5 protein-coding genes and 1 pseudogene are annotated in these 6,603 nt (G+C 74.4%); 2 read left to right on the top strand and 4 right to left on the bottom strand.

Annotated features, from left to right (window positions below; genetic code table 11):
• From Q6969_RS11725 to Q6969_RS11710, 4 genes are all read right to left on the bottom strand, one after another.
• Positions 1-1,026, bottom strand: a 1,026-nt coding sequence (locus Q6969_RS11725; protein WP_317230598.1) for a YhgE/Pip family protein, incomplete at its 3' end; no start/stop codon positions are given.
• Positions 1,023-4,022 carry an MMPL family transporter gene (locus Q6969_RS11720; protein WP_317230597.1) on the bottom strand — a complete coding sequence of 1,000 codons (3,000 nt, stop codon included), beginning with the start codon at positions 4,020-4,022 and terminating at the stop codon, positions 1,023-1,025. The genes Q6969_RS11720 and Q6969_RS11725, both read right to left, overlap by 4 nt.
• Before the next feature lie 40 nt (positions 4,023-4,062).
• Positions 4,063-4,641 (bottom strand): TetR/AcrR family transcriptional regulator, encoded by a 579-nt coding sequence (locus Q6969_RS11715; RefSeq protein ID WP_317230596.1) that lies wholly within the window; start codon positions 4,639-4,641, stop codon positions 4,063-4,065.
• Between the two features lie 83 nt (positions 4,642-4,724).
• Positions 4,725-5,879 carry an SLC13 family permease gene (locus Q6969_RS11710; RefSeq protein WP_317230595.1) on the bottom strand — a complete coding sequence of 385 codons (1,155 nt, stop codon included), beginning with the start codon at positions 5,877-5,879 and terminating at the stop codon, positions 4,725-4,727.
• A gap of 134 nt (positions 5,880-6,013) precedes the next feature.
• Here Q6969_RS11710 and Q6969_RS11705 point away from each other — a divergent pair, with 134 nt between their 5' ends.
• Both Q6969_RS11705 and Q6969_RS11700 read left to right on the top strand, forming a co-directional pair.
• Positions 6,014-6,202 carry a hypothetical protein gene (locus tag Q6969_RS11705; RefSeq protein WP_094115415.1) on the top strand — a complete coding sequence of 63 codons (189 nt, stop codon included), beginning with the start codon at positions 6,014-6,016 and terminating at the stop codon, positions 6,200-6,202.
• Positions 6,203-6,290: 88 nt separating this feature from the next.
• Positions 6,291-6,603 (top strand): annotated as a pseudogene (locus Q6969_RS11700) (hypothetical protein); the annotation flags it as partial.

The raw sequence follows: 6,603 nt of genomic DNA, 5'->3' as shown, positions 1-6,603 counted from the left end.
CGTGACGAGCGCGCCGCCGTTCGCGGCGAGCTGGGCGGCGCCTGAGGCGCTCTGGCCGATGCCCTGCTGCACGCCCTGGATCCCGGCGCCCGCCTGCGTCGCCAGGGTCCGCCCCTGCGCGGCGTACTGGTCGAGCCCCTGCTCGAGCGGCTGGAGCTGCGCGGCGAGCGGCGCCGTCCGCGGGTCGGCCGACAGCTGCTGCCGGATCCCCGCGACCTGCTGCGCGATCTGCCCCGCCCCGCCCGCGTACTGCTCGACGCCGTCCGCGACCTGGGAGAGCCCGGCCGCGCCCGTCTGCAGCTGGTCGAGCCCCGAGGAGAGCTGGGAGACCCCGCCCGTGTAGGTCCCGAGGCCGTCCGCGAGCTGCGACGCGCCCTGCTGCGACTGCCCGAGGCCGTCGCCGAGCTGCGTGAGCCCGTCGCCGAGCGCCGTGGCGCCCGAGGAGAGCTGCGTGGCGCCGTCCGCGAGCTGGTCGGCGCCCGTGCCGGCGTCGGTCAGCGAGCCCTTGAGGCTGCCGAAGGTCGTGTAGATGCCGGAGACGAACTGCGAGGTGATCGCGTTGCCGAACACGCTCGTCATGCCGACGCCGACGGCCTGGGTGGCGGCGCCCGTGAGGTAGCCGTGCGCGTCGTCCGTCGTGACGCGGATCTGCGCGCGCTCCGGGGTGTCCGTCTGGAGCGACACGATCGACGCGGAGAAGTCCTCCGGCACCGTCAGCACGGCGTACACCTCGCCGTCGTCGAGCATCCGCTCGGCCTCCTCGGCGTTGGTGATGGTCCAGTCGAAGGCCTGGTTGTCGTCCGACGTCAGCTGCGTGACGAGGAGGCGGCCCGCGAGCACGGGCGTCTCCGTGCCGTCGGGCGCGGTCTGCTGGACGATCTCGTCCTGGTTGACGATGGCGGCGGGGATCCGCTCGACGCCGTCCGCGACGTCCGAAAGCGAGCCGATGAACAGGCCCGCGACCGCGATCGGGACGAGCGCGACGAGGGCGACGGCGAGCCGTCGGCGAGCGGAGCGGGTGGTCATCGGCGGGTCTCCTTGCCGGTCGTGACGCGCGGGTCGATGTCGGAGTGCTCGGCGGCCCCGTGCTCGGCGGTCCCGTGCTCGGCGGCGGGGTGCTCCGCGGCGAGCGGCCGGGCGTCGTCCGCCGGGACGTCGTCCGCGCCGAGGCGCAGGCGGACCGTCGGCCGGCCGGGCATGCCGTGGTCGTCCGGGAACCCGGGCGCACCGAGCACGACGGTCGTGCTCTCGTGGACGAGGGCGGCGAGCGCCCGGAGGAACGCGCGCTCGGCGGCGGCGTCCGGGAACGGGTCCACCACGTCGAGCACGAGCACGGGCGCGCGTCCGGAGGCGGCGACGGCCGTGAGCGCGATGGCGCGCTCGAGGGGCAGGAGCGATCCGACGGGGTCGTCCGCGCCGATGCGGCGCGCCCCGGCGGCGTCGGCCGCCTGGGCGATGCGCGCCAGCCACTCCCCGTGACGCGCGCGGGCGCCGCGGCGGCGCCCGAGGGGCTCGGACAGGTCGATGCGCTCGGCGAGGAGGTCCCCCACCGTGACGCCGGAGTCCACGCGGTCGACACGGCCGAGGTCGGCCATGGCGACGCTCGTGAGCACCCGGCCGGCCTCCGAGGCGAGCGGATGCCCGGCGACCTGCGCGCGCCCGGCGAGCGGGACGAGGCGGGCGCCGAGCGTCGCGCCGAGGAGACGGCGGTCGGCGACCTCGCCCTCGACGAGCACGAGGGATCCGGCCGCGGCGGCGAGGTCCACGGGCGCGAGGCGGTGGCCGGGGACGCCGACGACCAGGCGCTCGGCGGCGACGGCGGCACCGGACGCGCGCGCCCAGTCCACGTCGTCCTGGTGCTCGCGGAGCCCCTCCCCCTCGATGTCCACGTCCGGCAGCAGGCGGTCGAGCCAACGCGGGATCCACCATGCCCGCCTCCCCAGCAGCGCCATGGCGGCCGGCACGAGGGTCATGCGCACGAGGAACGCGTCGAAGAAGATGCCGACGGCGAGCCCGAGCGCGATGGTCTTGATCACGCCCGCGCCCTCGGGCACGAAGGCCGCGAAGACGAAGAACATGATGAGCGCCGCCGCCGTCACCACCCGCGCGGCACCCGAGAAGCCGGTGACGATGGCCCGGCGGGCGTCGCCGTGGTGCACGAAGTCCTCGCGCATCCCCGAGACGAGGAACACCTCGTAGTCCATGGCGAGGCCGAAGAGGATCGCCATCAGCAGGATCGGCATGAAGCTGAGGATCGGGCCGGGCGTCACCCCGAGGGCGTCCGCGAACAGGCCGTCCTGGAAGATGACGACCACCGTGCCGAAGGACACGACGACGCTCAGCAGGAAGCCGACGGCCGCCTTGATCGGCACGAAGACGGAGCGGAACACGATCATCAGCAGGATGATCGAGAGCCCCACGACGACGATGCCGAACGGCACGAGCGCCTGGTCGAGCCGCTGCGAGATGTCGTTCTGCACGGCCGTCGTGCCGGTCACCGACACGCGCGTGTCGTACCGGTCCTGGAGGCCGGGGGCGAGGTCGCGGATCGACTGCATGAGCGCCGTCGTCTCCGCCGACTCGGGCGGGCTGTCCGGCACGACCTGGATGATCGCGGTGTCGACCGACGGGTTGGGCGTGCCCTGCCCGACGAACGCGACGTCGTCGAGGCCGCGGATCTCCCCGCCGATGTCCTCGAGCACGCCGATCGGGTCGGTGGTCTGCGTGATGTCCACGAGCACGACGAGCGGCCCGTTGTGCCCGGGGCCGAACGCGTCCGACACGGTGTCGTACGCGACGCGGCTCGTGGACCCCTCGGGCTCGGTGGCCCCGCTCGGCAGCCCCAGCTGCAGCTGCGACGCGGGCACGGCCAGGAGGCCGGCGATGCCGATGACGATGACCACGGGGATGATCGGCACCTTCGTGACGATCGCCACCCAGCGCGCGCCGAGCGTGCGCTGCGTCCCCGCGGCCTGCGCCGTCGCGCGCCGGGCGGCCCGCGAGCCCTCCTTCGGCCGCAGGCGCTCGCCCGCGAGGCCGAGCATCGCGGGCAGGAGCGTCGTGGCCACGCCCATGGCGAGCAGCACGGCGAACGCGGCGCCGAGGCCCATCACGGTGAGGAACGGGATCTGCACGACGAGGAGCCCGAGGAGCGCGATGATCACCGTCACGCCGGCGAAGATCACGGCGCTGCCCGCGGTCGCGACCGCCGTCGCCGCCGACCGCTCGACGGGCATCCCGTTGGCGAGCTGCGTGCGGTGCCGCATGAGGATGAAGAGGGCGTAGTCGATGCCGACCGCGAGGCCGATCATCACGGCGAGCAGCGGCGACGCGCTCGAGACCGTGACGAACCGCGCGGCGGCGAGGAGCGCGCCCGCGGAGGCCGCCACGCCGACCAGCGCGCCGATGAGCGGCAGGCCTGCGGCGAGCATCGACCCGAACGTGAGGACCAGCACGAGGCCGGCGAAGAGCACGCCGAACGCCTCCGTCACCGTCACGCCGTAGTGGATGTCCTGGAACACCTGCCCGCCGAACGAGACCGTGAGGCCCGCGTCGGTCGCCGCCTGCGCGGAGTCCCTCAGCGCGTCGAGCGTCGCCTCGGTCACCTGGTCGCTCTGCCCCCGGAACTGCACGGTGGTGATCGCGACGGTGCCGTCGTCGGAGACGGCGTCGGTCGCGTACTCGGAGAACGGGGACAGCGCCGTCTCGACGCCGGGCACCTCGCCCGCGGCCGTCGCGGTGGCCTCGATGGCGGCCTCCTCGGCGGCATCCGTGACCTTCGCGCCCGCGGGCGCCTCGGTCACGATCTGCGCGCTCGCGCCCGCGGCCTGCGGGAACACGGCGGCGAGGCGGTCGATGGCCTCCTGCGACTCGGTGCCCGGGATGGAGAACGACTCCTGCGTCTTCCCGCCGAGCGCGAGTCCGCCGCCGAGGAGGATCCCGAGGACGAGGATCCACGCGGCGACCACGCGCCACGGGTGGAGGAACGAGATCCGGCCGAGCCGGTACAGAAGCGTGGCCATGGGCGGTGGCTCTCCTTACGAGGGGACGTGACGTGCGGGATCAGGCGGAGGGGGAGGCGAGGGGGGCGAGGAGCTCCCCCACGACCACGACGAGAGCGGCCCTGATCTCGTCGTCGGGCAGCGGTTCGTTGGTGGACCAGTCGTCGCTCGCGGCGAGGACGTACGCCGCGCCGCCGAGGGCCACGCCGTAGCGCAGCTGGTCGAGGGCGCTGTCGAGGGCGCCGGCGGTCTCGCCGAGCCGGCGCACGAGGTCGTTCGCCCGCCGGATGACCGCGAGGTGCTCGAGCGAGCGGCCCTGCGTGATGAACAGGGAGACCTCGTGCCGGTGCAGGAGGAGGAAGTCGATGAACCGCTCCACGAACGCCCCGCGCGCGTCGTCGTCGCCGCGGATCGAGTCGGCCCGGTCGATGACCTCGGCGAGCGCGTCGATGGTCGGCTCGAGCAGGGCCTCGAGCAGCGCCTCCTTCGAGGCGAAGTGGTACAGCACGCTGGACTTGGAGTAGCCCGCCTCGTCGGCGATCTGCTGGAGCGAGGTGGCCTGGAAGCCGTCGCGGGCGAAGCGCGCGGCGGCGATGGGGCGCAGCTCGTCGCCGGCGGAGGCGCGGGGGGTCCTGGTCACGTGAGGAGCTTACGCTGACCGAGCGGTCAGGACCTGACTGATCGGTCAGACTCCCCGGGGATCGACGGGGAGCGGCCCGCCGGTCATCTCGTGAGGACGAACGCCGCCATCGCGAGGCCGACCGTCAGCGGCGCGACCACGAGGCCGAGCAGCACGTAGCGCGACCACCGGATGTGCACGCCCATGCTCACCAGCCGCTCGTGCCAGAGGAGCGTGGCCAGCGACGCCCACGGGGTGATGAGCGGCCCGGCGTTGACGCCCACGAGGACCGCGACGAGGCGCTCCGGCGACCCCGCGACGGGCTCGAGCGCCAGGTACGCCGGCAGGTTGTCGACCGCGTTGGCGCTCAGCGTCGCGACGCCCGCCAGCCGGAAGAGCGCCGCGGCGTCCTGCCCCTCGCCCGACACGGCCGCCATGACGGCGGTGAGCCCGAGCGACTGCGCCGCCTCCATCACGACGAAGAGCCCGGACGCGAACACGACGAGCTGCCACGGGAGGAGCCCCGGCCGGAGCGCGCCCGGCCGGCGCACGGCGGTGAGGACCGCGAGCACCACGGCGGCGGCGAGCGCCGGGATCCAGACCTCCACGCCCGAGACGAGCGCGGGCACCAGGAGGCCCACCACCACGGCGCTGCCTACGAGGAGGACGGAGTCCGTCGGCGCGCTCCGCGCCCCGACCTCGTAGCGAGTGAAGAGCTCCCTCCGGTGGAGCACGAGGATCGCGAGCACGGGCACGGCGATGGCGACGAGCGCGGGCGCGACCGTGAGCGCCGCGAAGCCCGCGGGGCCGAGCCCGCCGAGCTCGTGCTCCGCGAGCAGGTTCGTGAGGTTCGAGACCGGGAGCAGGAGCGACGCCGTGTTGGCGAGCCACACGGTGGTCAGGGCGAACGGGAGCGGGGGCAGCCCGCAGTGCCGCGCGAGCACGACGACCACGGGCGTCAGGAGCACCGCGGTCGTGTCGAGCGACAGGAAGATCGTGCAGAGGCACGCGAGCAGCACGGTCGCGAGCCACAGCGCCCAGGTGCGTCCGCGGCCGAGGCCCGCCGCGCGCTCGGCGATCCAGGTGAAGAGCCCCGCCTCGCTCGCGAGCTCCGTGACCACCGTGATGGCGACCACGAACAGGAGGATCGGCCAGACCCGCTCGTACAGGACGCCGAGGTCGTCGAGCGGGAGGGCTCCGGTGGCCACGGCGACGGCGCCGACGACGAGGAGCACCGCCCCGATGAGGGCTGTGCGCACGGGCGCCTCCTGTCTGATCCGCGCTCACTGTACTCATCGGCTCCCGGGAGCCCGCGCCGGGTGCGGGAAGGGGATGCGGCGTGGCGGACGCGGGGGCCGGATCCCGGTACCGTGGAGGAACACTGGGAGGTGTCATGCGCAAGTACATCCTGAACGGCAGCGTCCTCAGCGCCCTCGTGGGCGGCTGGAGCACCATGCAGACGACCCGTCGGGGTCCGCGCGACTGGAAGCTCGGCCTCATGTGGCTCAGCTGGGCCATCACGGTGGCCATCGCGGTCGGCACCGTCATCGAGGACTCGCGCGACGGGCAGATCGGCAACTAGCCGCCCTCCCGTCCGCGACGCGCACGTCCCCCGGGGCGTGCGCGTCGTCTGCGTGCGCGGCGGGCGCCCCACCCGCATGATCCTCGGCGTGTCGCGGGTCGGCCCGGGCGTGTCGCCCACGATGATGGTCCCGATCGTCGCTGGTGCGATCGGGGAGGCCGTGATCATGTTCCGGTGGCGCAGAGGCAAGTCCGTCCCGACCGAGGCCGCGCCCGCCGCGCCCGTCCCCGGCATCGCGGGAGGAGACGACCCCGGACGCCCCGGCACCGGATCGGTCCCGACGCCGCCCGGCGTGTCGCTCGCCACGGGACAGCTCGCCGCCATCGCCGCGCGACTGCACGGCGGCCCCGTCCGACCGGCGCACGTGCCCGCGCACAAGGCCGAGCCCGAGCCCGAGGCCG

Source organism: Clavibacter sp. MX14-G9D, assembly GCF_032917815.1.
In the GTDB taxonomy this organism is placed as follows: Bacteria; Actinomycetota; Actinomycetes; order Actinomycetales; family Microbacteriaceae; genus Clavibacter; species Clavibacter michiganensis_K.
This window is presented reverse-complemented; position numbering and strand designations above follow the sequence as displayed.